The organism is Methylorubrum thiocyanatum (assembly GCA_014138645.1).
Taxonomy (GTDB): domain Bacteria; phylum Pseudomonadota; class Alphaproteobacteria; order Rhizobiales; family Beijerinckiaceae; genus Methylobacterium; species Methylobacterium thiocyanatum.
The window spans coordinates 59763-85611 of sequence record JACJIB010000008.1 but is presented as its reverse complement, the minus strand read 5'-3'; the positions used below and the strand labels follow the sequence as shown (position 1 = coordinate 85611).

Genomic DNA, 25849 nt, shown 5'->3' with positions numbered 1-25849 from the left:
AGATCCTCAGCCCCGGCCGATCCGGCGCGCCTTCGCTTCGTCGTACCACCACAGGCCGGGCACGCCGAGCCCATAGGTCGGCAGCTTCGCCGGGCGGCCGAACATGTCCCACAGGGCGAGGCGATACTCGGGCGAGTACCACATCGGCACCCAGTAGCGGCCGGCCCGCAGCACCCGGTCGAGGGCGCGGCAGGCCACCGTGAGGCTCGCGCGTGAATCCGCATTGGCGATACGGTCGAGGAGCGCGTCGATCACCGGGTCGCTGATGCCGGCGAGGTTGTTGGAGCCGGGGATCGCCGCCGACCGCGAGCCGTAGGCCTCGCGCAACTCCGGCCCCGGCGTCGCGTCGCCCGAGGAGGCGCGGGAAATGATGTCGAAGTCGAAGTCGCGCACCCGCGCCTGATACTGTGCGGCATCCACCGCCCGCTGGCGCGCCTTGATGCCGATCAGCCCGAGATTGCGGATGAAGGGCTGGACGATGGGCTCCCACACAGAGTCGGAATCGAGGAATTCGAACTCGACCGGCTTACCGCTCGGCAGGCGCAAGGCGCCGCCCTCGCGGGTGCAGCCCGCCTCCTTGAACAAAGCCACCGCGCGGGCCAGCAGCGCCCGGTCCTGGCCCGAGCCGTCCGAGACCGGTGGGGTCCAGGCCTCGCCGAAGACCTCGGCCGGGACCTGCCCGCTGAAGGGTTCGAGCAGGGCCAGTTCCTCCGCTGAGGGCTTGCCGGTGGCCATCAGGTCGGTCTTCTGGAAGAACGAGACGGTGCGCTCGTAGGCGCCGAACATCGCCGTGCGGTTGGTCCAGGCGAAATCGAAGCACAGGCCGATCGCCTCGCGCATGCGGGGATCCTTGAACACCTCGCGGCGGGTGTTGAAGAACCAGCCCTGGATGGCGGCGGGCGAGGTATCGGGCAGGGTCTCGCGCTTGACGCGGCCCTCGCGCACGGCGGGGAAATCGTAGCCCGTCGCCCAGATCCGCGAGGTGAATTCCTGGCGGTAGGTATAGGCGCCGCCCTTGAACGCCTCGAAGGCGACCTGCCGATCGCGAAAATACTCGTAGCGGAGCTGGTCGAAGTTGTTCTGCCCGACCATGACCGGCAGATCCGCCGCCCAGTAGTCGCTCACGCGCTCCAGCTCGATGAAGCGGCCGATATCGATCCGCCCGACCTGATAGGCGCCGGACCCGAGAAGCGGCGTCAGCGTCTGAGCCTCGAAGTCGCGGCCCTCGAAGAATTTCGCCGAGAAGATCGGCAGTCCGGCGACGATCAGCGGCAGGTCGCGGCTGCGGCCGGGAGCGAAGCGGAGGACGAGGGTCTCGTTGCCCTCCGCGCTCGCCTCGGCAACGTCGCGGATCACCTGCGCGATCGTCGGGTGCCCCTTCTCCTTGAGGATGTTGATGGAGAAGGCCGCGTCCCGCGCGGTGAGCGGCGAGCCGTCGTGGAAGCGCGCTTGCGGACGCAGGGCGAACCGATAGGTCAGGCCGTCGGCGCTGCTCTCCACCGAGCGGGCGACGAGGCCGTAGAGCGCGTCCGGTTCGTCGAGGGCGCGCACCATCAGGCTGTCGAAGGTCAGGTTGATGCCCGCCGCGCCGTTGCCGCGGAAGACATAGGGATTGAGCGTGTCGAAGGTATCGAACGCTTGATTGCCGAAGGTCTGGACCAGACTGGTCGAGAAGCGCCCGCCGCGCGGGGCCATCGGGTTCACGTAGTCGAAGTTCGGGAAGTCGGGCGCGTATTTCAGCTCGCCGAAGCTCGACAGCCCGTGGGCGGTGCGGGTGGCCTCGGTGGCGGTGCCCTCGGCGCGAAGCGGACGGGGCAGGGCGCCCGCGAGCGCCAGAACTCCGGTCCCGAGGACGACGCCCCGGCGGGTCGCGCCCGCCCTCACCGCGGGGCTCCGGTCTTGGCGGCGAGCGCCTCGTCGTACCACCACGTGGTCGGGAAGCCGGAAGCGCCGTATTTCGGCAGCACCGCCGGACGGCCGAAGCGGTTCCAGCGCAGGGTGCGCGTGACCGCGGAGGACCATTGCGGCACCACGAAGTTGTGGGCGAGCAGCGCCCTATCGAGGGCGCGCGTGGCCGCGACCAGGGTCTCGCGATCCTCGGCGAAGATCAGCTTCTCGATCAGCGCGTCGATGCCGGCATCCTTGATCCCGGCAATGTTGCGCGAGCCCGGTTTGTCGGCGGCGGCCGAGCCCCAGAATTCGCGCTGCTCGTTGCCGGGCGAGAGCGATTCCGGCCAGTTCGAGGTGGTGATGTCGAAGTCGAAGCCGCGCAGGCGGTTCTGGTACTGCGCCTGATCGATTACCCGGATCGAGCTCTCGATGCCGATCAGCTTGAGCTGCGCGGCGTAGGGCAGGATCACCCGCTCGAACACGTTCTGGAACTCGAGGAACTCGACGGTCAGCGGTTCGCCGGTTGCCTTCGCGACCATCTTCCCGCCCTTCAGCTCGTAGCCGGCCTCGCGCAGCAGGCCGACCGCCTTGCGCAGGTTGGCGCGCACGGCCTCGGGCGTGTCGTTGACGGGGTTTTTGTAGGTCTCGGTGAAGACGCTGGCCGGCAGCTTGTCCTTGACGCTCTCCAGGATCACCTTCTCCAGTCCCTCGGGCAGGCCGGACGAGGCCAGTTCCGAGCCGTAGAAGTAGGAATCGATCCGGCTGTAGAGGCTGTAGAAGAGCTGCCGGTTCATCTCCTCGAAATTCAGGGCGAGGTTGAAGGCGCGGCGCACCCGCTCGTCCTTGAACTTGTCCCGGCGCAGGTTGAACACGAAGGCCTGCATGATGCCGGTGCCGCGTCCGGGAAACTCCTCCTTGACGAGGCGGCCTTCCTTCACGGCCGGGAAATCGTCGTAGGCGGTGGCCCAGTTGCGGGCGATGTTCTCGGTGCGGAAGTCGTAGAGATCGCCCTTCAGCGCCTCCAGCAGCACCGACCCGTCGCGGAAATACTCGAAGCGGACCGTGCCGAAATTGTTGCGGCCGCGGTTCACCGGCAGATCCTTGCCCCAGTAATCGGCCACGCGCTCGTAGACGGCCGAGCGGCCGGCATCGATCCGGGCGAGGCGGTAGGGGCCCGAGCCGAGCGGGATCTCCAGGGTCGTCTCGGTGGCGCTGCGCGGCTTGCCGTTCTTGTCCGTGCCGGTCCACCAGTGTTTCGGCAGCACCTGCATCTGACCCAGCACCTGCGGCAACTCGCGGTTGCCGGCCTCGCTGAAGCGGAAGACGATCTCGCGCTCCCCGCCCGGCTCGGCCTTGGCCACGGTGTGGTAGTAGGCGGCGTAGAAGGGGCTGTTGGCCTTCAGCGTGTCGAACGACCAGATCACGTCCTCGACGGTGACCGGTTTGCCGTCGTGCCAGCGCGCATTCGCCCGCAGGCGGTAGGTCACGGACAGGCCGTCCTCGGCGATCCGCACGCCCTCGGCGAGCAGTCCGTAGGACGAGAACGGCTCGTCGCCGGAATCCTCCATCAGCGTGTCGTAGATCTGGGTGATCCCGCCTTCGAGATCGCCCTTCAGGCCGTTGACGACGACATTGAGGTTATCGAAGCCGCCCTGCGACCCGAGCCGCACGAGGCCGCCGACGGGCGCCTTCGGGTCGGCATAGTCGAAATGCTGGAAGTCCGGCCCGTATTTCGGCTCGCCGAGCAGGGTCAGCGCGTGGCGCCAGGGACCTGAACCCTTGCCGGCGGCCTCCTGCGCCGAGACCTTCGAGGCCGATTCGGCGGGCTCCTGGGCGGAGGCGGGCCCCCGCAGCCCGAGAAGAACGAGCGCTCCGGCGAGGAAGCTGCGGCGGGCGATTACGGCGTGTTCCGTCACGTTGGCGCGGTCTCCCGGTCCCGTGAGAGGTCAGTCGGGCGCCGTTCTAGGACGAGGCCGGGTCCGGCGCCAACCCGCCGCGAGCGCGCAGGCGCCGCGGCCGCAGGCCGGGACATGAAAAAGGCCGGGCTTTGCAGGGCCCGGCCTTCGCGAAATCGGTTCGTCGCCCCTGCCTTACGGCTTGAGCGCCTCGGGATCGGCCTTGGCCGGCGGTTCGGTGGCCGGCGTGCTCTCGGAGCCGGGCTCCGCCTTGGTCGGGATGTCGCCCGAGGGCTTGGCCTCGGGGGCCTGGGTCGGGGCGACCTCGTTGCGCTGGGGCTGGACCTGGGGCGCCGGGACCGGGCGGGCGGTGTCCTTGCCGTCGCCAGAGCGGGTGTCGCCCTTCGGCGCGTTGGTCTCGGGCGCCTTGTCCTTGTCGCCGGTGGCGCTCTCGACCGGCCTCGGCTCCGCCTTCGCGGGCGCCTTGTCCTCGGCCTTCTTCTCCTCGGCGGGCTTGTTCTCCGCCGGCTTCGCGGCCTCGCCCTTCTTCTCACCCTCGGGCGCCGCCTCGGCCTTCTTCTCGGCGGCCGGCAGGGGCTTGGGGCTGTCTGAGAGCGTGCGCAGATAGGCGATGACGTTGGCACGCTCCGTCGGCGAGCTGATGCCGGCGAACGCCATCTTGGTGCCCTTCACGTAACCCTTCGGGTTCTCGAGGAAATGGTCGAGATCCTCGTAGGTCCAGGTGCCGCCCTTCTCCTTCAGGCCGGCGGAGTAGTCGAAGCCCTCGTGATGGGCCTTCTGACGCTCGACGATGTCCCAAAGGTCGGGACCGACCTTGTTCGGGCCGCCCTTCTCGAAGCTGTGGCAGGCCTGGCAGGCCTTGGTGCCGCCCTTGCCCTTGTCGGCGTCGGCGCTGGCGAGCCGCACGGCGATGGGCTCGGCCTTCGGGGCCTCGGCCGCGGCGCCGCCGCTCTTCGGCTCCGGCTCGGGCAGCGGATAGCCGGCATTCCCGGCGGGCTTGGGATGATAGATCAGCTCCGCCACGAAGCCCGACCCGACCGCGAACAGGAGGGCACCCAGGACAGCGCCCGCAACCTTGTTCAGCTCGAAGGAATCCATGCTCGACTGCTCCGGCGCACGGGATCAGGACCCGGCGGATGAGGGCCCGACGGGCAGACGCCGGACTTTGGACGATTTCAAGGGTGATTAGCCGCTCGGGCCCGATCTTGACAATGGCCCATGGACGCTGCGCGCTGTCGCATACCGTTATTCCTCACAAGCGACATGAGAGCGGCGATTTCCGTTGCAGCCCTGCCGCACCGTGGGGCGGAGTCGGCAGCCAACAGCGGCCGTGAGCCGTCATGAGCTGCCATGACAAGCCCGAGCGCCGCTGCTAGAGCCTTCCCCGCCCCTGAGCCCCTGTCCGACCCATCCCACCGCCCGCGGTCATGTCCGATCCCCTGATCCTGATTCCGGCCCGCCTCGCCGCGACCCGCCTGCCGTCGAAACCCCTGGCCGACATCGCGGGTGAGCCGATGATCGTGCATGTCTGGCGCCGCGCCGTGGAGGCGGGGATCGGCCCGGTGGTGGTCACCACCGACACCGACGCCATCGCCGCGGCGATCGAGGCGCAGGGGGGGCTCGCGGTGATGACGCAGCCGGATCATCCCTCCGGTTCAGACCGGCTCGCCGAGGCGCTGGAGATCGTCGATCCCGACGGCAACCACGATGTCGTCGTCAACGTCCAGGGCGACCTGCCGACCATCGACCCCGCGATCATCGCCGCTTCGGTGACCCCGCTCGCCGACCCGCAGGTCGACATCGCCACCCTCTGCGCGGTGATCCACCGGCCGGAAGAGATGGACGACCCGAACGTGGTCAAGATCATCGGGCATACGGTTGGGCCGAACCGCCTGCGGGCGCTCGCCTTCACCCGCGCCCGCGCGCCGTGGGGCGAGGGGCCGTTGTTCCACCATATCGGCCTCTACGCCTATCGCCGGAAGGCGCTCGCCCGCTTCGTCACCCTGCCGCAGGGTGAACTGGAACGGCGCGAGAAGCTCGAACAGCTGCGCGCGCTGGAGGCCGGCATGCGCATCGACGCGATGATCGTCGAGGATCTGCCGCTCGGCGTCGACACCCCCGCCGATCTGGAGCGCGCCCGCACGCTGCTCGCCATCCGCCGCCTGAACTGAACCGCTGACATGCCGATGACCGACCGCACCATTGCCTATCAGGGCGAGCCCGGCGCCAACTCGCACATCATCTGCTCGCAGGCCTATCCCGGCTGGACCGCTCTGCCCTGCGCCACCTTCGAGGACGCCTTCGCCGCGGTGAACGAGGGCAAGGCGGGCCTCGCGATGATCCCGATCGAGAACTCGATCGCCGGCCGGGTCGCCGACATCCATCACCTGATCCCGACCTCGCGGCTGCACATCATCGCCGAGCACTTCCTGCCGATCCACTTCCAGCTCATGGTCCTGCCCGGCGTGAGCGCGGAGGGTCTGACCAGCGTGCACAGCCACGTCCACGCGCTCGGCCAGTGCCGCCGGATCATCCGGCGCCTCGGCCTCAAGGCAGTGGTGGCGGGCGACACCGCCGGAGCCGCCCGCGAGGTGGCGGAGGCGCAGGACCCGACCCGCGCGGCGCTCGCCCCGGCCATGGCGGCGGAGGTCTACGGCCTCGACATCCTCGAACGTGACGTCGAGGACGAGGCGCACAACACCACCCGCTTCGTGGTGTTCTCGCCCGAGCCCGTCGAGATCGAGCCGGGCAACGGCCCGACCGTGACGAGCTTCATCTTCCGTGTCCGCAACATCCCGGCGGCCCTCTACAAGGCGCTGGGCGGCTTCGCGACCAACGGCGTCAACATGTCGAAGCTCGAGAGCTACATGGTCGAGGGCCAGTTCACCGCGACCCAGTTCTACGCCGAAGTCGACGGCCATCCGGAGGATGACGGACTGCGCCGGGCGCTGGAGGAACTGCGCTACTTCTCGAAGGAGTTGCGCATCATCGGCACCTATCCGGCCCACCCGTTCCGCGAGACGACGCGGCAGGCGGCGGAGTAGCCGGCGACAGGTCCAAGAGCGGCGCCATGCGCTCAGCAACCGGATCGTATCTACAATCTGTTTGCCGCGTTGATCGAACGGAGCTACGTTTCAGATGTTGATCGTCTGGGACGAGCCCAAACGCCTGACCAATCTGCAGAAGCACGGCCTCGACTTTGCGGATTTCGAAGCAGGCTTCGACTTCGAGACCGCTCTCGTCGAGGGAGCGCGATCGAGTGCACTCGGTTCGGCCCGGATGAAGGTCATCGGCGAACTCGACGGACGGATCGTGGTGGCGGCAATCATCACGCCACTGGGACAGGAGGCGATATCCCTCATCAGCCTCCGCCGAGCCAGCCGGAGCGAACGGAGGCGCTACGATGCCCGCTAGAAAGCGCGATCGTTCACCGATCACCGATGCCGAGGAGGCGGAGATTCAGGCCGGCATCGCGGCCGATCCCGACAACCCGGAATGGACCGAGGAAGACTTTCGAGGCGCCGTGCCCTTCGCGGAAGCCTTCCCCACCCTCACCGAAAAATTGCGCCGTACCCGCGGCGCGCAAAAGACTCCGACCAAGCAGCTCGTCAGCTTGAGGCTTGATCAGGACGTCCTGCTACGCTTCAGGGCGACCGGCCCCGGCTGGCAGGCTCGGATGAACGAGGCGCTGCGCCGGGCCGCCGCGGACCTGCCCGACTGAGTCGGGTCGGTCCGCGTCCACCTCACGCCGGATCGGCCGGCTTGTCCTTGCTGGCCTCGGGCTTCGGGCCGCCCTTGGAGACGCCGACCAGGGCCGGGCGCAGGGTGCGCTCGCCGATGACGTAGCCGGTCTGCACCACTTGGACGACGGTGCCGTTGGGCACTTCGGTGTTCGGCACCTCAAACATCGCCTGATGCCGGTTCGGGTCGAAGCGCTGCCCTTGCGGATCGACCACCTTCACGCCGTGGCGCTCGAGCGTCTTGGCGAGATCCCGCTCGGTCAGCTCGATGCCCTCGACCAGAGCCTTGAAGGCGCCCTCGGCGCTCGCGCGCGCATCGGCCGGCACGCTTTCGAGGGCGCGGTGGATGTTGTCGGCGGCGTTGAGCATGTCGCGGGCGAAGTTCGTCACCGCATAGGTGCGGGCATCGGCAACCTCGCGCTCGGTCCGGCGGCGCAGGTTCTCCATCTCGGCCAGCGTGCGAAGCAGCCGGTCCTTGAACTCGTCGCGCTCGGCGATCGCGGCCGCCAGAGCCTCGGCATCCGCACCCGCGGTCGAGGAAGCAGCCTGCGGCGGCACCTCCGCCTCGGCGCCGTTGTGCCGGTCCTGATTCTCCATGTCGTCAGCCATCATCGTGCGATCGATCGGGTCTCGAAGTGTTCCGGGATGCGGCTGATATCATTCGGGCAATCCCCGAAATCAAGCGAGGGCCGCACCATCGCCGCCTACAACTCCCGCGGCGGGGGCGAATCGACCAGGGCGTCGAGGCCCTCGGCACGGAGTGCGGCGACGTCGCTGGCGAACACCTCCATCACCGCGGCGCGGATCATCGCGAGGCGGTCGGGCTGCATCACGCGGGTGCCGGTCAGGTCGGTCACGTAGAACACGTCCACCGCCCGCTCGCCGAAGGTCGCCACATGCGCCGAGGTGATGTTGAGGCTCAGGCGGTTCAGCGCCGTCGTCAGCTCGTAGAGCAGGCCCGGCCGGTCGAGGCCGGTGATCTCCACCACGGTCTCCCGGCTCGACAGCGCGTTGTCGATCGACACGTCGGGGGGCACGAGGAAGGTCTTCGGCGGCTGCTTCGGGTGCTTGTCGGCCACGAGTTCGGCGATCTTGATCTCGCCCTTCAGCGCCCGCTCGATCGCGGTGGCGATGCGACCAGCGCGGCGCAGTTCGTCCTCGTCGCGCTCGAAGGCCCGGGAGATGAAGATCGAATCGAGGGCGAAGCCGTCCGTCGTCGTGAAGATCTGCGCATCGACGATGTTGCCGCCGGTGGTGGCGCAGGCGCCGGTGATGATGGCGAGGAGGCGCGGATGGTCCGGAGAGTAGACCGTCAGCTCGGTCACGCCGCGCACGGGATCGGTCTCGTAGGTGGTGGCGCTGGTGCGGCCCTCCTCCATCACCGTGCGCAGGAAGCGGGCGTTCTTGTAGTGACGCGTCGTGTCCACCTTGAGCCAGTAGGCTTGGTTGTGGCGCGCGGCGTAGGCGTCGAACAGCTCCGAGTTCCAGTCCGAGAGTTGCTCGCGCAGGGCCATCTGGATCAGCCGCACCCGGTCGGTGCGGGCGATCTCCGAATGGCCGCCGGAGAGCACGACCTCGGTCTCGTCGTAGAGGGTGCGCATCAGCGTGCCCTTCCACGCCGTCCACACGCCGGGGCCGACCGCCTTGATGTCGGCCACCGTCAGGATCGCGAGCAGCTTCAGCCGCTCCAGGCTCTGCACCTCGCTGGCAAACTTCTCGATGGTCTTGTGGTCGGAGAGGTCGCGGCTCTGCGCCGTCATCGACATCAGCAGGTGGTGCTCCACCAGCCACGACACCGTCTCGGTCTCGGCCTGGCTCAGCCCGAAGCGCGGCCCGAGCTTGCGGGCGATGGACGCGCCCGCGATCGAGTGATCCTCCGGCCGCCCCTTGGCGATGTCATGCAGCAGGATCGCGACGTAGAGCGCGCGGCGGTTGTGGATCGTGTCGATCAGGCGCGAGGCCAGCGGATGCTCCTCGCGCACCCGTCCGGAATCGATCGCGGCCAGCACGCCGATCGAGCGCAGGAGATGCTCGTCCACCGTGTAGTGGTGGTACATGTTGAACTGCATCATCGCGACGATGCGGCCGAATTCCGGGATGAAGCGGCCGAGCACGCCGGCCTCGTTCATCGACCGCAGGATCGTCTCCGGCGCATTCTTCGACGTCAGGATGTCGAGGAAGAGCCGGTTGGCCTCCGCATCGCTGCGCACGGCGTGGGTGATGAGGCGCAGCGAGCGGCTCGCCAGCCGCGCCGCGTCGGGATGGATCGGAAGGTTGTGCCGGTCGGCGAGCCAGAACAGCCGGATCAGGTTGACCGGGTCGCGCTCGAACGCGTCCTCGCCGCGGATGTTGACCCGGCCGTTGTCGATCCAGAAATCCTCCGCCTCGATCGAGGTGGCCCGGAAGCGGTCGCGGAAGCGGCCGATCCAACGGTCGAGCACCGGCGTGCGTTTGGCGTGCCGCGCCTCCAATTCGGCGCAGACGATGGCGGTGAGGTCGCCGACATCCTTGGCGATGAGGAAATAGGCCTTCATGAAGCGCTCGACGCCCGAGAGGCCGCCGCGGGCGCCGAAGCCGAGGCGCTCTGCGATCTTCGGCTGCAGCCCGAAGGACAGCCGCTCCTCCGCACGCCCGGTCACGAAGTGGATGTGGCAGCGCACCCGCCACAGGAACTCCTCGCAGCGCTCGAATAGCCGGTACTCGTCGGGGGTGAAGAGCCCGGCATGGACCAGCTCGACCTGATCGCGCACGCGGTAGGTGTACTTCGCGATCCAGAACAGGGTGTTGAGGTCGCGCAGGCCGCCCTTGCCGTCCTTGACGTTGGGCTCGACGAGGTAGCGCGAGGCGCCGGCCTTGGCGACGCGGCCGTCGCGCTCGCGCAGCTTGGCGTCCACGAACTCGGAGGCCGAGCCGATCACCAGCTCCGTATCGAAGCGCGTGACCAGCTCCTCGAAGAGATGCCGCGATCCGAACAGGAAGCGGGATTCGAGCAGCGCCGTGCGGATCGTCATGTCCGCGCGGCCCTCGCGCAGGCATTCCTCGACGGACCGCGTGGCGTGGCCGACCTTCAGCTTGAGATCCCAGAGGACGTAAAGCATCGCCTCGACGACGCTCTCGGACCAAGCGGTCTGCTTGTAGGGCAGCAGGAACAAGAGATCGATGTCCGAGCCCGGCGCCATCGTGCCCCGCCCGTAGCCGCCGGTGGCGACCACCGCGAGCTGCTCGCCGGTCGAGGGGTTGTCGTTGGGGTAGAGGCGCCAGACCACCGCGTCGTAGATCGCCCGCACCACCGCGTCGGTCAGGCGGCTCAGTCGCTGCGCGCAGGCGAGACCGTCGCGTTCCTTCAGGAGAAGACGCTCCGCATCCTTGTGCCCCGCCTCGATCACCTTGCGGAGCTCAGGGACCAGTAGCCCTCGCAGCTTGGTCGGCTCGCGGGCGTCGCGGTCGAGGGAGGCGACGATCTTTTCCAGGGCGGGAACGGGGTCGAACATGGCCGTTCCGTTAGCATGTAAACCCGGCGGCGGCATCGGCCGGTTGTGTGCAACTCAGCCGTTCTGTTCTGCGAATTTTTTGTTTGACGAAACGAACGTGACTGTTTTAGCCCTTGGATGGATCCGCGCTGAAGCCGGACCGAAGAGGGAGTCAGCCGCATGATCCGACGCCGCACCGTCCTGTCCGCATTCGCCGGATTGTTGGGCCTCCTCGCGGCAGGATCGGACCTGCGGGCAGCCGATGTCGGCGAGATCCGTCTCGACTGGGCGACTTACAATCCCGTCAGCCTCGTCCTGAAGGAGAAGGGCTTTCTGGAGGAGGCGCTGAAGGCGCGCGGCATCAAGGTGCGCTGGGTCCAGTCGCTCGGCTCCAACAAGGCGCTGGAATTCTTGAACGGCAGCGCCATCGATTTCGGCTCCTCGGCCGGTGCGGCGGCGCTGCTGGCGCGCATCAACGGCAATCCGGTCAAGGTCGTCTACGCCTATTCCCGGCCGGAATGGACGGCGCTGGTCACCCGCAAGGAGACCGGGATCACGAAGCCCGCCGACCTCAAGGGCAAGCGCATCGCCGTCACCCGCGGCACCGATCCGCACATCTTTCTGATCCGCGCGCTTCAGGGCGCCGGGCTCACCGAGAAGGACGCCAAGCTCGTCCTGCTCCAGCATGCCGACGGCCGTACGGCGCTCGACCGTGGCGACGTCGATGCCTGGGCCGGCCTCGACCCGATGATGGCCGCCGCCGAGATCGAGAGCGGAGACGTGCTGTTTCACCGCGACGCGGCCGCCAATACCTGGGGCGTGCTCGACGTGCGCGAGGACTTCGCCAAGGCGCATCCCGACCTCGTGAAGGTCGTCATCGCCGCCTACGAGCAGGCCCGCGCCTACGCGCTCGCCAATCCGGAGGCTCTGAAGAGCGCGCTGATCTCGGCCACCAAGCTGCCCGAGGCGGTGATCGCCAAGCAAATCGAGCGCACGGATCTGAGCCAGCCCGCCATCGGCCCGGCCCAGGCCGAGAGCATCCGCGCCGCCGGCCTTGCGCTGCAGCAGGCGGGCGTCATCCCCGCCTCCACCGACGTAGCGGCGGCGGTGGACGGCCTGATCGATCCGCAGTTCAACCCGGCACCGGCCCGCTGAGCCTGACGATGCCGGACGCCGCGCATCTGGCCGCCTTCGCCCTCGTCTCTCTTGGAATGGTGCTGACGCCCGGCCCGAACATGGCCTACCTCGTCTCGCGCACGCTCGCGCAGGGGCGGGCAGCCGGGCTCGTGTCGCTGACGGGTGTGGCGGCGGGCTTCCTCGTCTACCTGCTCTGCGCGGCTTTCGGCATCACCACCCTCCTCGTGGCGGTGCCCTTCGCCTACGACGCCCTGCGCTGGGCCGGCGCCGCCTATCTCCTCTTCCTGGCGTGGCAGGCCTTTCGGCCGGGCGGGCGCCCGCCCTTCGCGGCGCGCCCGCTGCCGCCGGATGGCCCCGGGCGGCTCTTCGCCATGGGCTTCCTGACGAACCTGCTGAATCCGAAGATCGCGGTGATGTACCTGTCGCTGCTGCCGCAGTTCATCGCGCCGGCGGCCGGCGGCGTGCTGACACAGTCCCTCGCGCTCGGCCTCGTCCAGATCGCCGTGAGTCTGGCGGTGAATGCGGCCATCGTCCTGGCGGCCGGTTCTGTTACCGCCTTCCTGGCCGAACGGCCCATCTGGCGCCGCGCGCAGCGCTGGTTCATGGGGACGGTATTGGCAGGTCTCGCTCTCCGCGCTGCGACCGATGCGCGGCGCTGAACCGCCAATCCGGCAGGGCTTTTCCGAGAATACGATGCAGATCCGGCGCGACACCTCCACATGAGCGTCACCACCGTCCTCTCCCAAGACTCCGAGGCTAAGGCCGCCCCCGCGCGTCGGACCGCCGCTCTCGGCGGCGCCACCCGGCTGTCCCTTGGCCTGCTGCTGCCGCTCGGCCTCGCGCTCGGCTGGGAGATCGCCGTCGCCGCGGGCCTCGCCTCGGGGCGCCTGCTTCCGCCGCCGAGCCGGATCGGCGCCGCGCTCTGGACGCTCGCGGCCTCGGGCGAACTCTGGACCCATGTCGAGGCGACGCTGATCCGCGTCGGCCTCGGCTTCGCCTTCGGGGCGAGCGCCGGCATCCTCGCGGGTGCGCTGACCGCGACGTTGCCGCCCCTGCGCTGGCTGGTCGATCCGAGCCTGCAGGCCCTGCGCGCCGTGCCCTCGCTGGCCTGGGTGCCGCTGTTCATCCTGTGGTTCGGCATCCTCGAAACGCCGAAGGTGGCGTTGATCGCGGTCGGCGTGTTCTTCCCCGTCTATATCGGCGTAGCCGGCGCCATCGCCTCGGTCGATCGCAAGCTGGTGGAGGTCGGCCGCATCTTCCGCCTCTCGAAGCTGGCCCTGGCCCGGCGCATCCTCCTGCCCGCCGTGCTGCCCGCGACCCTCACCGCCCTGCGCACCGGGCTCGGCCTCGGCTTCCTGTTCGTGGTGGCCGCCGAGCTGATGGGGGCCTCCGAGGGGCTCGGCTACCTGCTCCTCGACGGCCAGCAATTCAGCAAACCCGACCAGATCCTGGCGGCGATCATCAGCTTCGCCGTCGTCGGCAAGGCGGGCGATGCCGTGCTCGTCGCGCTCAGCCGGCCGCTGGTGCGCTGGCAGGACACCGCGCGGGAGACGCTGTGAGGAAGCGACGGATGACGAGCGGGACCGCCATCGCTAAGGTGTCGGCATGACCCGGGACGAGGTAATCCGTCGGCTGCGCTGCGTGGAAGACGATCTCCGCGCGCACGGCGTCTCGGCCCTTTTCCTGTTCGGATCGCGTGCCCGGGATGAGGCAAGGCCGGATTCCGATCTCGATCTCTTCGTTGATCCCGCGGACGAGGGCAGTTTCGGGCTCGCCGCCTTCGACGAAACCTACGCTCTGGTCGAGCGAGCCTTTCCCGACATTCCCGTCGGATACTCGACGCGTGACGGATTAGTCCCGATTTTCCGCCCATACATCGAGCGCGAGGCCATCCGGGTTTTCTGATGGAATCCGCCAAGCTGCCCGAAGTCAGGCTTCGGCACATCCTCGAACAGATCGACGGAATCCTCGCGGCGACACAGGGCCGGACTTTCGAGGAGATCCAGGGCAACTTCCTCTACGAACGTGCGGTCGAGCGTGCCGTCCAGATCATCTCTGAGGCGGCCAAGGAACTGCCGTTCGACCTCCGCGAGCGGCACGCGGACGTGCACTGGCAGCCGATCATCCGGATCGGCAACCTCCTGCGGCACGAGTATTACCGCATCCGGGCACGCGACATGTGGGAGATCGCCTCGGTGCATCTGCCGGTGCTTCGTCCGGCGATCCTGCGCATGCTCGCCGAATTCGACGCTTGATCCCTTCGGTGCGAAGCCAGCGGCGACCATGCTGAACATCCAGAGCCTTTCCAAGACCTATGCCGACGGCACCCGCGCGCTGGCCGGCATCGACCTTCAGGTGCCGAATGCCGAGATCGTCGCGCTGATCGGCGGCTCGGGCTGCGGGAAGACAACACTGCTGCGCCTCATTGCCGGTCTCGACCGGCCGAGCGCCGGACGGATCGCCCTCGACGGCGAGCCGATCACCGCGCCCCATCCCGGCGTCGGGCTCGTGTTTCAGGAGCCGCGCCTGCTGCCCTGGCTCAGCGTCGCCGACAATGTCGGCTTCGGCATCGCGCACCGGCCGGGGCGCGAGCGGCGGGAGCGCGTCGCCCACGCCCTGGAGCGCGTCGGCCTTGCCGAGCATGCGGACCGCTGGCCCCGCGAATTGTCGGGCGGGCAGCAACAGCGCGTCTCGATCGCCCGCGCCTTCGTCGCCCAACCGCGGGTGCTGCTCCTCGACGAGCCGTTCTCGGCGCTCGACGCCTTCACCCGCAAGGATCTCCATCGCCATCTCCTCGCCCTGTGGGAGGAGGTGCGGCCGACGGTGCTGATCGTCACCCACGACGTCGCCGAGGCGGTGGCGCTGGCCGACCGCGCCATCGTCATGCGCCCGCGTCCCGGCCGGCTCGACGATACCATCGCCCTCTCGATGCGTCGCCCGCGCGATCCGGCGGCGGCGACGAGCGAGGCGGCGACCCGCACGATCCTCGCCGCCCTCGACCATTCGCTGCGCCCGCGCGACGCCTCCCCGGCGCCGGAACTCGCCGGGGGCAGCTCGTTCTGAGGTGTCGCGGAAGCGCGAAACCCGCTAGAGCGCATTCCGACGAAGTGGAAACCGGTTCGTCGAAAGAAGGCGCGTCAACACAAGGACCTGGAGCCGTATCCGACCTGATGCGATCAGGTCGGATACGGCTCCAGGCCTCGCGCCGCCAGAAGAAACGGAGGAAATTCCCCCATGGACGCCAACGCCCTGCGCGCTCTCCAGGCCCCGCTCAAGAGCCAGTACCGCGAGAGCCCGGACTCCGCCGTCGTCACCCTGAAGGCGAAGGGCTCGCTCGACGACACCAGCATCGCCTGCAAGGTGGAGACCGGCCGTGCCCTGGCGGTGGCCGGCCTGCATCCCGCCACCGGCGGCTCGGGCGCCGAACTCTGCTCCGGCGACATGCTGCTCGAAGCCCTCGTCGCCTGCGCCGGCGTGACGGTGAAGGCCGTGGCGACCGCGCTCGAAATTCCCCTGAAGGCCGGCACGGTCAGCGCCGAAGGCGACCTCGACTTTCGCGGCACCCTCGGCGTCGACAAGGAGGCGCCGGTGGGCTTCCGGGCGATCCGCCTCAAGTTCGATCTCGACACCGACGTGCCCCAGGAGAAGCTCGATCAACTCCTCAAGCTCACCGAGCGCTACTGCGTCGTGTTCCAGACCCTGAACCACAAGCCAGAATTGTCGGTGAACGCCTCGCGCTCCTGAGCCGCGAAGCTTATCTAACGGGCGTCATGCGCCTGCTCATCATCGAGGACGACCGCGAGGCCGCCGCCTATCTGGTCAAAGCGTTCCGGGAAGCCGGGCACGCCGTGGACCATGCGGGCGACGGCCTCGACGGCTACGCGCTCGCCCGCGAGGGCGACTACGACGTGCTGATCGTCGACCGTATGCTGCCGAAGCTCGACGGTCTCTCCCTGGTGCGCTCGCTGCGCGAGCAGGAGATCACCACGCCCGTGCTCATCCTCTCGGCGCTCGGCCAAGTGGACGACCGGGTGAAGGGCCTGCGCGCGGGCGGCGACGATTACCTGCCCAAACCCTACGCCTTCTCCGAACTCCTGGCCCGTACCGAGGTGCTGGCCCGTCGCCGCGCGGCCGCGACCGGCCAGAGCGAGGCCACCGCCTACCGCGTCGGCGATCTCGAACTCGACCGGCTCTCGCACCGGGTGACGCGGGCGGGCCGCGAGATCGTGCTGCAGCCCCGCGAGTTCCGGCTGCTCGAATACCTCATGCGCCATGCCGGGCAGGTCGTGACCCGCACGATGCTGCTGGAGCATGTCTGGGACTACCACTTCGATCCGCAGACCAACGTCATCGACGTGCACGTCTCCCGTCTGCGCTCGAAGATCGACCGCGGCTTCGAGCACCCGATGATCCACACGGTCCGCGGCGCGGGCTACGTCATCCGGCCGGACGAGCCGCAAGCCTCGTGAGCCCGTCCGCCGCATCGCCGCCGCAGGACGGGCTCTTCGCGCGGCTCGGCAAGGTCTTCCGCACGACCGCGTTCAAGCTCTCGCTCGCCTATCTCGTGCTGTTCGCGGTGCTGGCCTCGCTCGGCCTCGGCTACGTCGCCTGGAACGCCCGGCGGGTGCTCGACGACCAGATCGTCTCGACCATCGACGCCGAGATCAACGGGCTGTCCGAGCAGTACACCGCCGGTGGCCTGCGCCGCCTCATCGCCGTGGTGGAGCGCCGGGCCAAGGAGCCGGGCGCCTCGCTCTATCTCGTCACGACGCCCGCGGGCGAGCACATCGTCGGCAATGTCAGCCGCGTCTCGGCCGACATCCTCGCACGGCCCGGTCAGTACGAGGGTTTCTACGGGCGCGGCACGGAGTCGGATCAGAGTGAGCATCGCGCGATCATGCGGGTCTTCACCCTGGCCGGGGGCTTCCGCCTCCTCGTCGGACGCGACACCGAGGAGCGCGACCGGCTGCGCGCGGCCATCGGCAACACCTTCGGCTCGTCGCTGGCGCTGGTGGTGCTGCTCGGCGTGCTCGGCGGCTGGTTCGTGGCGAGCCGCGTCCTCAAGCGCGTGGACGACATGACCGAGACGACCCGCACCATCATGGCGGGCGATCTCGACGGGCGCCTGCGGGTCGCCGGCACCGGCGACGAACTCGACCGCCTCGCCCAGAACCTGAACCTGATGCTGGAGCGCATCGGCGAACTGATGCGCGGTATGAAGGAGGTCTCCGACAACATCGCCCACGACCTCAAAACGCCGCTCACGCGGCTCCGCAACCGGGCCGACGAGGCCCTGCGCACCGCTGAAAGCCCGGACGCGCTGCGGACGGCGATCGAGGGCGTGATCGAGGACAGCGACGGGCTGATCCGCGTGTTCAACGCGTTGCTGACCATCGCCCGGCTCGAGGCCGGCAATGCGCCCGAGAGCGTTCGCCGCTTCGATGCCGGCGCGGTGGCGCGGGAGGTGGCCGAACTCTACGAGCCCCTCGCCGAGGATAGGGGCCTGAGCCTGACCGTCCGTACAGAGCCGGATCTGATCCTCGACGGCAATCGCGAACTGGTGGGGCAGGCGATCGCCAACCTCATCGACAACGCCATCAAGTACGGCGCCCGGTCCGCCGAGGCCGCTCCGCAGGAGATCACGGTCAGCGCCACGCGGGCCGACGACAGGATCCGGCTCACCGTGGCCGATCACGGCCCCGGCATCCCGGAAGCCGAGCGCGGCCGGGTGCTCGACCGCTTCGTGCGCCTCGACGCCGCCCGCTCGCGCCCCGGCTTCGGCCTCGGGCTCAGCCTCGTCAACGCCGTCGCCCGGCTTCACGGCGGCAGCCTCGACCTCGCCGACAACGCACCCGGACTCGCCGTGACGCTGAGCCTGCCGGCCGGCACGGCCTGAGGCCGTTCTCTCAGTTCAGGAAATTGCGGACGCCATCGGGATCGGCGAGCGTCGCCTGCGGGCTGCCGGGCAGGGCCAGCACCACCAGCAGCAGCGCGAGCGTTACGGTCGCGAGTCCCAGAACCGCCCCGAGCCGCTGCGGCTCGATCCGGCGGCTCGCGATCAGCGCGCAGCCCAGGGTGAAGACGGCGGCCTCGATGAAGGAAACCAAGTTGGCGCTGTTCATCGATCCCCTTTCGTCCTCGGTCGTCGCGTAGCCCGCCGGAGGTACTCCGGAAGAAGGCCGCCCCCGCACGCGCGAGATCAACGGGGAACGCGCCTGCCTGCTCCCGAACCCATTCATGTGATGACGGCCGAGTCGGTGGAAAAATCCCTCGGGCTCGGGCGCTCGGGCCGCGGGAAGATCGCGACGCACTGTTTCCGGGCACGCGCTTGCGGCCCGTGATGCGCCCCGTCTCCTGCCGCCTCCTCTCCGCAAGCCCCTTGGCAGATCGCGATTTGCGCGTTTGATGGGCAGATGCCGCCGGCCGACGGCGATGCGGACGCTTCGAAGCGAAGAAGGGACGGCATGGGCAGGCGAAACGGCGGGCAGGCTGCCCGCGACGACGGCACCGCACCCCTGATCGCGCGGCTCGGCGCGGCTCCGCCTCTCGCGAACCCCGAGGCGGCACGGGCGCGCCTTGACGAGATCGCCGACGCGCTTCCCGCCGGCCTGCGCGAGGGGAGGGCCCGCGACCTCCTCGCGGCGCTGGCCGACCACTCGACCTTCCTCTGGTCCCTGGCCTCGCGCGATCCGGCTCGCCTCGCCCGGCTGTTCGAGGAGGCGCCGGAAGCGGCCGACGCCCGCATCGTCGCCGCGCAGCGGGCCGCCGGGCGGGGCGATGAGGGCGCCGCGCCCGATCTCGACGCGGTCGGAAAGACCCTGCGGCGGAATAGGGCCGAGCACGCCCTGCTGGTGGCGCTCGCCGATATCGGCGGGGTCTGGCCGCTGGAGCGGGTGACCGCTGCGCTCTCCGACTTCGCCGACGCCTCGGTCTCGGCGGCCGTCGAGGCGATGCTGCTCCAGGCCGCCGCCTCGGGCCGCTTCCGGCCGAAGGATCGGAACGAGCCGCAGGCCGGATCGGGCCTTGTCGTGCTGGGTCTGGGCAAGCTCGGCGGGCGCGAGCTGAACTATTCGAGCGACATCGACCTGATCGTCTTCTTCGATCCTGAGGCCGCGCCGCTGAAGGAGGGGCTGGAGCCGACGCCCTTCTTCACCAAGCTGGCGCAGGGCGTCGCCAAGCTGCTGCAAGAGCGCACCCGGGACGGCTACGTCCACCGGGTCGATTATCGCCTGCGCCCCGATCCCGGCTCGACGCCGACCGCGATGAGCCTCGCCTCGGCCTATGTCTATTACGAGACGACCGGCCAGAACTGGGAGCGGGCGGCCTTCATCAAGGCGCGGCCCATCGCCGGCGATATCCCGGCAGGCGAGCGGTTCCTTGCCGATCTCACTCCCTTCGTCTGGCGCAAGTATTTCGACTTCGCGGCGATCGCCGACGTGCACGCCATGAAGCGGCAGATCCACGCCGTGCGCGGGCACGAGGCGCTGGCCGTGGCCGGCCACGACATCAAGCTCGGCCGCGGCGGCATCCGCGAGATCGAGTTCTTCGTCCAAACCCAGCAACTCGTCTTCGGCGGCCGGCGCCCGATGCTGCGCGGGCGCTCCACGGTGCCGATGCTGGCGAGCCTGCACGCGGACGGCTGGATCTCAGCGGAAGCGCGGGACGAACTGGCCCAGGCTTACGCCTTCCTGCGCACGGTCGAGCACCGCCTGCAGATGGTGCGCGACGAGCAGACCCAGCGTCTGCCGACCGACCGGGCGGAACTCGAGAACTTCGCGCGGTTTGCAGGGTATCCCGACCTCGCTGGCTTCGAGGCGGCGCTCCTGGCCGAGGCCCGCCGGGTACAGGCGCACTACGCCCTGCTGTTCGAGGCCGCGCCCGATCTCTCCTCGGATCTCGGCGACCTCGTCTTCAGCGGCGCCGCCGACGATCCGGCGACGCTTGCCACGCTCCGCAGCCTCGGCTTCCGCGACCCCGAGCGCGTCACCGACACCGTGCGCGGCTGGCATTTCGGCCGCCGCGCGGCGGTGCGCAGTCCCCGCGCCCGCGAGGTGCTGACCGAGCTGGTGCCGGCCCTGCTCAAGGCGCTGGCCGGCACGCCCGACCCGGACGCGGCCTTGGCCAATCTCGACCGCGCCTTCGGCCGTATGCCCGCGGCGGTGGAGTTGCTGACGATCCTGCGCGAGCACGAGCGCCTGCGGCTGCTCTTTGCCGACCTTCTCGGCAGTGCCCCGCGCCTGGCGGGCACCGTCGCCTTCTCGCCGCACGTGCTCGACGCGGTGATCGATCCCGATTTCGTCGATCCGTCGGTGGATGAGGGGGCCATCGCCGCACATTACCGCGCCCTGCTCGGCCGGCCCGACAGCCACGAGGTCTTTCTCGATCGCAGCCGCGACGCGGCGCGGCAGCTCCGCTTCCTGACCGGTGCGCGGCTCCTCTCCGGGATCCTCACGCCGCAGGCGGCGGGGCGCGCCTTCTCGGCGATTGCCGACGCTGCCGTGGCGACGGCGCTGGAGGCCGTCTCCAAGACCTTTTTTGCCGATCACGGCCCGATCCCGAAGGGCCGCATCGTCGTCCTCGGCTATGGCCGGCTCGGCTCGCGTCAGCTCACGGCGCAATCCGATCTCGACCTCGTCGTGCTCTACGATTTCGACCCGGAGAACCGCACCAGCACCGGCCGGAAACCCCTCGATGCGGCGGTGGCCTATAACCGGCTGACCCAGCGCCTCGTGGCGGCGCTCACCGCACCGACCCGGCGCGGCCTGCTCTACGAGGTGGATCTGCGCCTGCGGCCCGGCGGCGGACAGGGAGCGACCGCCGCACAGTTCCGCAGCTTCCGCGCCTACCAGCGGGAAGAGGCCGAGCTGTGGGAGCATATGGCGCTGACCCGCGCCCGGGTGATCGCGGGCGACGAGAGCCTCGCCGAGGAGGCGAAAGCCACGATCCGGGACGCCCTGATGCAGCCTCGCGATCCTGAGGCGGTGAACCGCGCCGTGCGGACGATGCGCGCGACGGTGGAGGACGAGAAGGGCGATCACGGTCCGCTCGATCTCAAGCTCAGTCCCGGCGGCCTGCTCGACCTCGACTTCCTGGCCCAGGCCCTGGTGCTCGGCCATGCCCAGGCGCATCCCGAGCTGATCGATCAGGATGCGCCCGAGGTGTTCGCGCGGGCGGCAGTGGCGGGCCTCATCGCGGCGGACGAAACCGAGGCGCTGACCGGCGCCTACCGGCTCCTCGACGACGTGCATCACTGGCAGCGCCTGATGGTCGAGGGCGACCCGACGCAGGCCTCCGACGTCGCGCTCGCCCGCCTCGCCCGCGCCGCCAACCTGCCCGACGCCAAGGCCCTCACGGCCCGGCTCGACGAGGAGAGACGGACGGTGCGGATGATCTTCGACCGCCGCCTCGGGCGGCCGGGTTGACGGGTTTCAGCCCGGGACCACCGGTGACTTGGTCTGCGGCAAGGCATCGATCGCGGCCCGGTCGAGCTTGGTATGGGCCTGCACCAGGGCGTGCGGGGTCAGGGCCATCCATTGGCGCAGGGAGATGTCGGCGTAGCGCGGGCTGCGGAACATCTCGAGGAAGGTCAGCGGCGTGTCGCCGGTGTTCTCGATGTAGTGGCCCATGGCGAACGGGACGTAGCCAACGTCGCCCGCCTGATAATCGAAGCTGCGCGCCTTCGATTCCGAGCCGAACACCGTCATCCGCCCCCGGCCGGAGAGGTAGTACTGCCACTCGTCGCCGTTGGGATGCCAATGCAGCTCGCGCATCGCGCCCGGCTCCAACTCGACCAGCGCTGCGGCGATGGTGGTGGAGGCCGGAAAGATCGTGGAATCGGTGATCCGAATGGTGCCGCCCGTCGTGCGGATCGGTTCCTGCGCCAGCATCCTGTGGCTGAAACGCTTCGGCACCGGCCCCGCACCGCCGAGCTGGTCCTCGGCCAGGGCGCCCGGCTTCGGTCCGGGGAAGATGTAGAGTTCCTTCTCGGGGAGGGCGTCGAAGGCGCGCTCCGGCAAACCGAAGTTCTTCGCGAGCACGTCGCGCGGCGTATGCGCGAGCCAGTCGGTGATCAGGAAGGTCGAGTCCTCCGAGAAGCCGCCGTCATCGAACACCAGCAGGAACTCGCAGCCGTCCTCCGGCCCGTCGAGCCCCTGGATCGAGTGCGGGATGCCGGAGGGAAAGTACCAGAGGTCGCCCTCGCCGACATCGTCGGCGAAGGTGCGCCCATCGCCGTCGATCGCGGTGATCCGGGCGCGGCCCTTGATCATGTAGGCCCACTCCGCCTCCTTGTGCCAATGCATCTCGCGGACGACGTTGGCCTTCAGGCGCATGTTCACGCCGGCCATGGTCGTGGAGATCGGCAGTTCCCGCGTCGTCGTCTGGCGCGCCCAGCCGCCTTCCTCGAGCCGCATGTGGCTGTCGGCGAACGACCATTTCAGGTTCGGCATGGTGCCGTGGTCGGTCTTCGGCGGCGCCACGGTGAAGGGGTCCTCCGCCTCGCGCGGCGCGTTGCGGGGCCCGAGGATGTCGGCGCCCTTGTTGCCCCGGAGCGGCGACGGTCCCTCGGCCGATCGCGCGGAGCCAGCGCCCCATGCCACGCCGCCTGCGGCAGCGATCAGGCCCCGGCGTGAGAACACGTTCATGACGACCTCGGTAATCCCCTTGTCGCCCGGTAACGAGTTCAGGCTGTCTTTGTCTCAACGACCGCGATCACGACATCCGGCGCGGGGCGCGGCCCTGCGCGGCTTCCCGTGCCTTGCGGGATCGGCCCGCCACCCCCTAATCTGAGACCCATGAGCGTCGTCGCGATCGATTTCGAGACCGCCAACGAGCGACGCGACAGCGCCTGCGCGGTCGGTCTCGCCTGGATCGAGGGCGGCCGCGTGGTGCGGCGCGAGACGCGGCTGATCCGCCCGCCGCAGATGCGGTTCTCACCCGGCAACATCCGCATCCACGGCATCCTGCCGGCGGATGTGCGCGACGCGCCGACATTTCCCGAGGTCTTCGCCGAGTTCCGGCCGGACCTGACCGGCGCGCTGCTGCTCGCTCACAATGCCGGCTTCGATATGGGCGTGCTGGCCGCGTCGCTCGCCGCCTGGGGCGAGCCGGTGCCGGACATGGCCGGCCACTGCACCCTGCAGATCGCCCGGCGGATCTTCCCCGATCCCGCCGGCCACGGCCTCGCCAAGGTGGCGGGGCGCCTCGGCATCCGCTTCGAGCACCACGATGCCGGCGAGGACGCCTTCGCCTGCGCCGAGATCGCGCTGGCGGCCCTGCGCGAGACCGGTGCGGCCGACATCGCCGATCTCGCCCGCGGCCTCGGGCTGATGCCGATCCGCGCGGTGGCCGGCCCTCGGCGCGACTTCACCCGTTCGACATCGGCCCATGCCCTGCGGGCCTCCGGCATCGTCGATCTGCGGCCCAAAGGTGAGCTGCGCTTCGCCATGCGCGGCAGCACCGGCAACCGCTACGTCCTCGAATTCGAGGAGCGGACGGACGGGCCGTATCTCCGCTGCTCGTGTCCGGCAGGGACGCATCGCCGCCGCTGCCGCCACGTCGATGCGCTGGTCGAGGGCGACATCACCGATCTCACCTCGAACAACGTCGACGATGTCGAGCGCCTGCGCCAGTTGCTGGACGGCAAGTCCGTCGGGCCGCTGCGCACGAAGGGCGTCGCCGCGGCCTGAAGCCCGTCGTCGCGCGGCGTTCGTCCGGACTCGTCGCGATGCCGAAGCATCGAGCACGAAAGCGGTACGCCGCTTGAGTGCCGTTCGACGTATGATGCCGATCATTGCTGGCCCGACATACGCATGGGATCATCTCCCGATGCGTCACGGCTCGTTCTGACGCAGACGACTCCGTCCCGCGGTGCGGCGATCGGACTTCCGAGTCGACGGCTCGGTCCACGCCTCGCGACCCGTAAGCATGAGGTGTCGCCATGGATCACGATACGATGCGTCGGACGACCGCCGAGTTCTTCGGCACCTTCTGGCTCACTTTCGGCGGATGCGGTGCCGCTGTCCTCTCCGCAGCCTTCCCGGAACTTGGCATCGGCTTCCTCGGCGTCGCCTTCGCCTTCGGCTTCACCGTGCTGACGATGGCCTACGCTGTCGGCCACATCTCGGGCGGCCATTTCAATCCGGCCGTCACGCTCGGGCTCTGGTCGGCCCGGCGCTGCGCGAGCCGGCATGTCCTGCCCTACATCATCGCGCAGGTCATCGGCGCGACAGTGGCAGCTTTCACCCTCTACACCATTGCCTCGGGCAAGGCCGGCTGGGTGCCGAACGGCTTTGCCGCGAACGGCTACGGCGAACTGAGCCCAGGCAAGTACGGCCTCGCCGCCTGCCTGATCACGGAAGTCCTGACGACGTTCATCTTCGTCTTCATCATCGTCGGCACGACCTCGAAAGGGGCTGCGGCGGGTTTTGCCGGCATCCCAATCGGTTTCGCGCTCGTGTTGATCCACCTGATCTCGATCCCGGTGACCAACACGTCGGTGAACCCCGCCCGTAGCACGGGGCCGGCCCTGTTCGCGGGCCCGGACTACATCGCGCAGCTCTGGCTGTTCTGGCTCGCCCCGATCGTCGGAGCCATCGCGGCCGGCGCCATGGCGCGCTGGCTCTACGAACCCGCCGACATCGTCGAGACGGCCATTATCGAGAGAGGCGCCGGGATCTGAGGATCCATCGTCACCGATGACGAGGCCTGTCGGGACCTCGTCATCGCGTCTTACCGAGTCGTGGCGCGTACTACAGCCGCTCCTCCTCGAACGCCTTCACCCATTCCGCGCAGATGCCGGAGCGGACGATGTCGTCGAGCGTGAATTCCACGATCGGGATCGCCATCATCCGGCTCTTCACGAGGTGGATGACCGTGCGCAGCCCCGATGTCTCGCGCAGATCGGTCTGCGAGACGTCGCCATTGATGATGACCTGGCAATCGTCGCCGATGCGGGTCAGGAACATCTTGATTTCGGGCGTCGTGGTGTTCTGCGCCTCGTCGAGGATCACGAGGCAGTTCTTGAAGGTGCGCCCGCGCATGACCTCGAAGGGGACGACTTCGATGTCGCCGGCCTTCACTGCGATGTCGAAGGCGGCAGCCCCCATGCGCTCCTTCATCGTTTCGGTGAGGGGAGCGACCCAGGGCGCGATCTTCTCTTCCAGGGTTCCGGGGAAGAAGCCGAGCGAGCGGCCGGAGGGGACGTTGGGGCGGGTGATGACGACCTTCGAGATCCGGCGCTGGCGGAGTAGATCGGCGGCGCGGGTGCCGGCGATGAAGGTCTTGCCCGTGCCGGCGGGTCCGAGAACGATGACTTGTGAAGATGACGCGAGGGCGTCGAGGTACTGACCTTGTTTATCCGTGAGTGGTTGGATGGGTGCGGGATTACGTTCCTCGTCGAAGCGGGTCCGATGCATCCGGATCGGTCGGTCCTCAACCAGTTCAAGCCGTGCGCGTCGTCTCTTCATGGATCAACACTCCACCTTGACTCGTGCGTGACTCTCGCAAACTCGCTTTTTCAACCAGTCTCGACTGTCTGAACTCTCCCTCGATTCGGCGAAGACGTCGCCGATCTTCTTTCATCTGTACGCAAGAGCAAAGCCAAACCCCGCGAGTCGGTTCCAAGCCTCGACACGAAGGCTGTGGAACGCGGCTTTACGGCAACGCTTCGCCCGCCCCGCGAGGGTTGCAAGCGCGG

General features: G+C 68.9%; 24 protein-coding genes. 16 read left to right on the top strand and 8 right to left on the bottom strand.

What is annotated here, in order from left to right:
* Window positions 1–6: 6 nt before the first annotated feature.
* The 3 genes from HNR51_RS21180 to HNR51_RS21170 form a co-directional block, all read right to left on the bottom strand.
* A complete protein-coding gene (locus HNR51_RS21180) occupies window positions 7–1884 on the bottom strand; it encodes an extracellular solute-binding protein (protein WP_182556259.1) in 1878 nt (625 codons plus the stop codon).
* Window positions 1881–3806 (bottom strand): extracellular solute-binding protein, encoded by a 1926-nt coding sequence (locus HNR51_RS21175; protein ID WP_012452358.1) that lies wholly within the window; start codon window positions 3804–3806, stop codon window positions 1881–1883. The genes HNR51_RS21180 and HNR51_RS21175 overlap by 4 nt, the downstream gene beginning before the upstream one ends.
* Before the next feature lie 174 nt (window positions 3807–3980).
* Window positions 3981–4904: a c-type cytochrome gene (locus tag HNR51_RS21170; RefSeq protein ID WP_182556258.1), complete on the bottom strand. Its 924-nt coding sequence runs from the start codon at window positions 4902–4904 to the stop codon at window positions 3981–3983.
* Window positions 4905–5233: 329 nt separating this feature from the next.
* On the opposite strand from HNR51_RS21170, the gene HNR51_RS21165 reads away from it, so the two are divergent.
* The 4 genes from HNR51_RS21165 to HNR51_RS21150 all read left to right on the top strand — a co-directional run bounded on the left by HNR51_RS21165 (window position 5234) and on the right by HNR51_RS21150 (window position 7527).
* A complete protein-coding gene (locus HNR51_RS21165; RefSeq protein WP_182556257.1) occupies window positions 5234–5977 on the top strand; it encodes a 3-deoxy-manno-octulosonate cytidylyltransferase in 744 nt (247 codons plus the stop codon).
* A 15-nt stretch (window positions 5978–5992) separates the two neighbouring features.
* Window positions 5993–6850: a prephenate dehydratase gene (locus HNR51_RS21160; RefSeq protein ID WP_041371839.1), complete on the top strand. Its 858-nt coding sequence runs from the start codon at window positions 5993–5995 to the stop codon at window positions 6848–6850.
* A gap of 94 nt (window positions 6851–6944) precedes the next feature.
* Window positions 6945–7220, top strand: a complete 276-nt coding sequence (locus HNR51_RS21155; RefSeq protein ID WP_012452354.1) for a BrnT family toxin — start codon at window positions 6945–6947, stop codon at window positions 7218–7220.
* Window positions 7210–7527, top strand: a complete 318-nt coding sequence (locus tag HNR51_RS21150; RefSeq protein WP_182556256.1) for a BrnA antitoxin family protein — start codon at window positions 7210–7212, stop codon at window positions 7525–7527. The genes HNR51_RS21155 and HNR51_RS21150 overlap by 11 nt, the downstream gene beginning before the upstream one ends.
* Before the next feature lie 22 nt (window positions 7528–7549).
* Here HNR51_RS21150 and grpE read toward each other — a convergent pair whose 3' ends face one another.
* Together grpE and HNR51_RS21140 are read right to left on the bottom strand one after the other, a co-directional pair.
* The gene (grpE, locus tag HNR51_RS21145; protein WP_141950141.1) at window positions 7550–8158 is read right to left on the bottom strand and encodes a nucleotide exchange factor GrpE; all 609 of its coding nucleotides are present in this window, start codon (window positions 8156–8158) and stop codon (window positions 7550–7552) included.
* Between the two features lie 92 nt (window positions 8159–8250).
* Window positions 8251–11037, bottom strand: a complete 2787-nt coding sequence (locus tag HNR51_RS21140; RefSeq protein WP_182556255.1) for a [protein-PII] uridylyltransferase — start codon at window positions 11035–11037, stop codon at window positions 8251–8253.
* Between the two features lie 159 nt (window positions 11038–11196).
* On the opposite strand from HNR51_RS21140, the gene HNR51_RS21135 reads away from it, so the two are divergent.
* The 9 genes from HNR51_RS21135 (at window position 11197) to HNR51_RS21095 (ending at window position 18049) form a co-directional block, all read left to right on the top strand.
* On the top strand, window positions 11197–12171 hold the full coding sequence (locus HNR51_RS21135) for an aliphatic sulfonate ABC transporter substrate-binding protein (RefSeq protein WP_182556254.1): 975 nt from the start codon (window positions 11197–11199) through the stop codon (window positions 12169–12171).
* Between the two features lie 8 nt (window positions 12172–12179).
* Entirely contained in the window at window positions 12180–12812 is a 633-nt protein-coding gene (locus tag HNR51_RS21130) for a LysE family translocator (protein WP_182556253.1), read from the top strand.
* A 60-nt stretch (window positions 12813–12872) separates the two neighbouring features.
* Entirely contained in the window at window positions 12873–13712 is an 840-nt protein-coding gene (locus HNR51_RS21125; protein WP_182556252.1) for an ABC transporter permease, read from the top strand.
* Between the two features lie 46 nt (window positions 13713–13758).
* Window positions 13759–14058, top strand: coding sequence for a nucleotidyltransferase family protein (locus tag HNR51_RS21120; RefSeq protein WP_012452347.1), 300 nt, complete (start codon window positions 13759–13761; stop codon window positions 14056–14058).
* Complete coding sequence (locus HNR51_RS21115) at window positions 14058–14408, top strand: HepT-like ribonuclease domain-containing protein (protein ID WP_012452346.1); 351 nt, start codon at window positions 14058–14060, stop codon at window positions 14406–14408. The genes HNR51_RS21120 and HNR51_RS21115 overlap by 1 nt, the downstream gene beginning before the upstream one ends.
* Window positions 14409–14436: 28 nt before the next feature.
* Window positions 14437–15216 (top strand): ABC transporter ATP-binding protein, encoded by a 780-nt coding sequence (locus HNR51_RS21110; RefSeq protein ID WP_012452345.1) that lies wholly within the window; start codon window positions 14437–14439, stop codon window positions 15214–15216.
* A gap of 171 nt (window positions 15217–15387) precedes the next feature.
* Window positions 15388–15897, top strand: coding sequence for an OsmC family protein (locus tag HNR51_RS21105; protein WP_012452344.1), 510 nt, complete (start codon window positions 15388–15390; stop codon window positions 15895–15897).
* A gap of 26 nt (window positions 15898–15923) precedes the next feature.
* Window positions 15924–16622 carry a response regulator transcription factor gene (locus HNR51_RS21100; protein WP_182556251.1) on the top strand — a complete coding sequence of 233 codons (699 nt, stop codon included), beginning with the start codon at window positions 15924–15926 and terminating at the stop codon, window positions 16620–16622.
* Entirely contained in the window at window positions 16619–18049 is a 1431-nt protein-coding gene (locus HNR51_RS21095; RefSeq protein ID WP_182556250.1) for a sensor histidine kinase, read from the top strand. Before HNR51_RS21100 ends, HNR51_RS21095 begins: the two co-directional genes overlap by 4 nt.
* A gap of 10 nt (window positions 18050–18059) precedes the next feature.
* Here the strand turns inward: HNR51_RS21095 and HNR51_RS21090 are convergent, their stop codons facing one another.
* Complete coding sequence (locus HNR51_RS21090) at window positions 18060–18275, bottom strand: hypothetical protein (protein WP_012452341.1); 216 nt, start codon at window positions 18273–18275, stop codon at window positions 18060–18062.
* A gap of 342 nt (window positions 18276–18617) precedes the next feature.
* Here HNR51_RS21090 and HNR51_RS21085 point away from each other — a divergent pair, with 342 nt between their 5' ends.
* Entirely contained in the window at window positions 18618–21575 is a 2958-nt protein-coding gene (locus tag HNR51_RS21085; RefSeq protein ID WP_182556249.1) for a bifunctional [glutamine synthetase] adenylyltransferase/[glutamine synthetase]-adenylyl-L-tyrosine phosphorylase, read from the top strand.
* A 6-nt stretch (window positions 21576–21581) separates the two neighbouring features.
* Here HNR51_RS21085 and HNR51_RS21080 read toward each other — a convergent pair whose 3' ends face one another.
* Window positions 21582–22796, bottom strand: coding sequence for an oxalate decarboxylase family bicupin (locus HNR51_RS21080; protein ID WP_182556248.1), 1215 nt, complete (start codon window positions 22794–22796; stop codon window positions 21582–21584).
* Between the two features lie 150 nt (window positions 22797–22946).
* Here HNR51_RS21080 and HNR51_RS21075 point away from each other — a divergent pair, with 150 nt between their 5' ends.
* Window positions 22947–23840, top strand: a complete 894-nt coding sequence (locus tag HNR51_RS21075; protein ID WP_012452338.1) for a 3'-5' exonuclease — start codon at window positions 22947–22949, stop codon at window positions 23838–23840.
* Between the two features lie 251 nt (window positions 23841–24091).
* Window positions 24092–24832 (top strand): aquaporin Z, encoded by a 741-nt coding sequence (aqpZ, locus tag HNR51_RS21070; protein ID WP_182556247.1) that lies wholly within the window; start codon window positions 24092–24094, stop codon window positions 24830–24832.
* Between the two features lie 70 nt (window positions 24833–24902).
* Here aqpZ and HNR51_RS21065 read toward each other — a convergent pair whose 3' ends face one another.
* Window positions 24903–25619 carry a PhoH family protein gene (locus HNR51_RS21065; RefSeq protein WP_041370987.1) on the bottom strand — a complete coding sequence of 239 codons (717 nt, stop codon included), beginning with the start codon at window positions 25617–25619 and terminating at the stop codon, window positions 24903–24905.
* Window positions 25620–25849 lie beyond the last annotated feature (230 nt).

What these genes read in the sequence shown, in the direction of transcription:
- HNR51_RS21170 (WP_182556258.1), bottom strand. Translation starts at nt 4,904, where the DNA reads ATGGATTCCTTCGAGCTGAACAAGGTTGCGGGCGCTGTCCTGGGTGCC.
- HNR51_RS21165 (WP_182556257.1), top strand. Translation starts at nt 5,234, where the DNA reads ATGTCCGATCCCCTGATCCTGATTCCGGCCCGCCTCGCCGCGACCCGC.
- HNR51_RS21160 (WP_041371839.1), top strand. Translation starts at nt 5,993, where the DNA reads ATGACCGACCGCACCATTGCCTATCAGGGCGAGCCCGGCGCCAACTCG.
- HNR51_RS21155 (WP_012452354.1), top strand. Translation starts at nt 6,945, where the DNA reads ATGTTGATCGTCTGGGACGAGCCCAAACGCCTGACCAATCTGCAGAAG.
- HNR51_RS21150 (WP_182556256.1), top strand. Translation starts at nt 7,210, where the DNA reads ATGCCCGCTAGAAAGCGCGATCGTTCACCGATCACCGATGCCGAGGAG.
- grpE (WP_141950141.1), bottom strand. Translation starts at nt 8,158, where the DNA reads ATGATGGCTGACGACATGGAGAATCAGGACCGGCACAACGGCGCCGAG.
- HNR51_RS21140 (WP_182556255.1), bottom strand. Translation starts at nt 11,037, where the DNA reads ATGTTCGACCCCGTTCCCGCCCTGGAAAAGATCGTCGCCTCCCTCGAC.
- HNR51_RS21135 (WP_182556254.1), top strand. Translation starts at nt 11,197, where the DNA reads ATGATCCGACGCCGCACCGTCCTGTCCGCATTCGCCGGATTGTTGGGC.
- HNR51_RS21130 (WP_182556253.1), top strand. Translation starts at nt 12,180, where the DNA reads ATGCCGGACGCCGCGCATCTGGCCGCCTTCGCCCTCGTCTCTCTTGGA.
- HNR51_RS21125 (WP_182556252.1), top strand. Translation starts at nt 12,873, where the DNA reads ATGAGCGTCACCACCGTCCTCTCCCAAGACTCCGAGGCTAAGGCCGCC.
- HNR51_RS21120 (WP_012452347.1), top strand. Translation starts at nt 13,759, where the DNA reads ATGACCCGGGACGAGGTAATCCGTCGGCTGCGCTGCGTGGAAGACGAT.
- HNR51_RS21115 (WP_012452346.1), top strand. Translation starts at nt 14,058, where the DNA reads ATGGAATCCGCCAAGCTGCCCGAAGTCAGGCTTCGGCACATCCTCGAA.
- HNR51_RS21110 (WP_012452345.1), top strand. Translation starts at nt 14,437, where the DNA reads ATGCTGAACATCCAGAGCCTTTCCAAGACCTATGCCGACGGCACCCGC.
- HNR51_RS21105 (WP_012452344.1), top strand. Translation starts at nt 15,388, where the DNA reads ATGGACGCCAACGCCCTGCGCGCTCTCCAGGCCCCGCTCAAGAGCCAG.
- HNR51_RS21100 (WP_182556251.1), top strand. Translation starts at nt 15,924, where the DNA reads ATGCGCCTGCTCATCATCGAGGACGACCGCGAGGCCGCCGCCTATCTG.
- HNR51_RS21090 (WP_012452341.1), bottom strand. Translation starts at nt 18,275, where the DNA reads ATGAACAGCGCCAACTTGGTTTCCTTCATCGAGGCCGCCGTCTTCACC.
- HNR51_RS21085 (WP_182556249.1), top strand. Translation starts at nt 18,618, where the DNA reads ATGGGCAGGCGAAACGGCGGGCAGGCTGCCCGCGACGACGGCACCGCA.
- HNR51_RS21080 (WP_182556248.1), bottom strand. Translation starts at nt 22,796, where the DNA reads ATGAACGTGTTCTCACGCCGGGGCCTGATCGCTGCCGCAGGCGGCGTG.
- HNR51_RS21075 (WP_012452338.1), top strand. Translation starts at nt 22,947, where the DNA reads ATGAGCGTCGTCGCGATCGATTTCGAGACCGCCAACGAGCGACGCGAC.
- aqpZ (WP_182556247.1), top strand. Translation starts at nt 24,092, where the DNA reads ATGGATCACGATACGATGCGTCGGACGACCGCCGAGTTCTTCGGCACC.
- HNR51_RS21065 (WP_041370987.1), bottom strand. Translation starts at nt 25,619, where the DNA reads ATGAAGAGACGACGCGCACGGCTTGAACTGGTTGAGGACCGACCGATC.